This window comes from Clostridium sp., assembly GCF_016650095.1.
Taxonomy (GTDB): domain Bacteria; phylum Bacillota; class Clostridia; order Clostridiales; family Clostridiaceae; genus Clostridium_AD.
The window spans coordinates 1-2,037 of record NZ_JAENWL010000443.1; the positions used below are offsets into that span (position 1 = coordinate 1).

At 33.8% G+C, this 2,037-nt stretch carries 2 protein-coding genes; both read right to left on the reverse strand.

The window, feature by feature from the left end; genetic code table 11:
• A partial coding sequence (locus JJE11_RS17640) for a xanthine dehydrogenase family protein (RefSeq protein ID WP_291637997.1) occupies window positions 1–1,103 on the reverse strand: 1,103 nt, incomplete at its 3' end.
• Between the two features lie 44 nt (window positions 1,104–1,147).
• A complete protein-coding gene (locus JJE11_RS17645) occupies window positions 1,148–1,603 on the reverse strand; it encodes a 2'-5' RNA ligase family protein (RefSeq protein WP_291637999.1) in 456 nt (151 codons plus the stop codon).
• Window positions 1,604–2,037: the final 434 nt, after the last annotated feature.

The window sequence follows — 2,037 nt, forward strand, 5'->3', positions numbered from 1 at the left end:
ACAATATGTTCTTGTTTAAATTCTAAGCAATTTCTTCCTTCACCTTTTGCTACGTGGTTCATAAACATATCCATGTCAAAGAATACCTGTGGCGCTCCAAATCCTCTGAAAGCTCCTTTAGGAACTGTATTTGTTTTGTTAGCTTTACCGTGAACCCTTAGGTTTTCAATATTGTAAACTCCAGTAGCACATATTGTTCCACGTTGCAGTACTACCGCTGAAAGTGTTGAATATGCACCTGCGTCATATATTATATCGATATCCATTGCTGTAATCTTTCCATCTTTAACAGCTGCCCTATATCTTGCAGTTGAAGGATGTCTCTTACTAGTTGAAGTAATATCTTCTCTTCTATCAAAAATAACCCTTACTGGTTTCTTAGCTTTCATACTTGCTACTGCCACTTGACATGCAAGTATTGATGGATACTCTTCCTTTCCACCGAAAGCTCCACCTGTAATATCTGTCTGAACCTGAACATTGTCCTTTTCAAGCCCTGTTGCAATTTTCACTGCTGCATGAACATAATATGGGCATTGCATGGATCCTCTAACGGTGATTTTACCGTCATGATAGTCTGCAATCATTCCATTAGTTTCTAGATACAATTGTTCACCATAACCTGTATTTAAAATTTCATCATACACTTTGTCAGCATTTTCAAAGCACCCTTCAACATCACCTTTTCCATGATGGTAATCAAAAAACGCAACTTCTGATTTAGTCATATCCAGTATAGCAGGAAGTTCCTCGTAATCAACTACTATTTTTGATACAATTTCCTCAGTGATTTTTTCATCCGGTCCCACCGCCATGAGAATTGGATCTCCAATGTATTCCACAGTATCTATAGCAAATACTGGCATATCCTCGAGTACTATATGAACCTTATTTTCACCAAGAACATCGTCCTTGTTAACTATCATGTATCCATCTGGTAATTCTGGCAAGGTAATGTTCTTTATTTTAGCATGAGCTACTGTTGATCTCAAAAACTTACCGTGAAGACCGCCATCTGTAGGAACATCTGCCACATATTTTGCCACACCAAATATCTTTTTTGAATGATCTTTCTTAAGAACTGAATTTCCTATATTATTCATAATTTATATTTAGTGAGCCTGTGTACAACAAGTAACAAAGTCCACTAAACTCTCACTTCCTTTCGTACCGCTTCAAAATTTTCATTGTAACAACTTAATTCATCAACTGCATTATCAAATTCCTTCTCTTCAAACACTCTGCCGACAGTTAAATGAGGGCAATATGTTACCTTTCTAAATAAAAACTTTTCTAATACTCCACTATATAACTTATCATGTAATTCAATAATATTATCGTTCCCCTTCTTTACATTAAGGAATAAATACCCATCTCTATAATCACCAGTAATGCCTTTAAGCATAATTCTAAAATTTTTCATACCTATTAGCGACTTATTGAAATGCTCTTTTAATTCATGCGTTTTCAAATCACTTTCAAATGGGAAAATAATTGTAATATGAGGTGCAATGTAATTTGCAAGTGGGTCATACTTACCTCTTATATTGTTAACAATATCAATGTTATTAAACCTTGGAAATAAAATTACTGCCCTTTTCACTTAAATCACTCCTTTGTAATTCGCAAAATTCCGATATCATTTACTTACTTCTATTTATTATCTATACATCCTTCTTTAATAAAATTTATATTTTAATTTGATTATTCTACAATAACTGCTTGGAATGTAGCAACAGATATTGTCACCTTAACTACCAATATCTGTTGCTTTTATAATTAAGGATAATTTTTATTAGCTTCTTGAATATACACTGCTTACTATTAAATCTAGATATGTTTTAAGGGATTCCCATAATCGGAAATCCCCTTTACTTTTGTATCTTTCTATTCTTTTTCCACTACTCCAACCACTGATGCTCACTCTAAATTTCAAAATCAATTTACTGCTTTTCCCAAGTCATAGTTACCATAGTGGGATGCAAATCAACCCACCAGCTATTCTCATTTAAATCTTAATCAAACAGGTCATTCTAG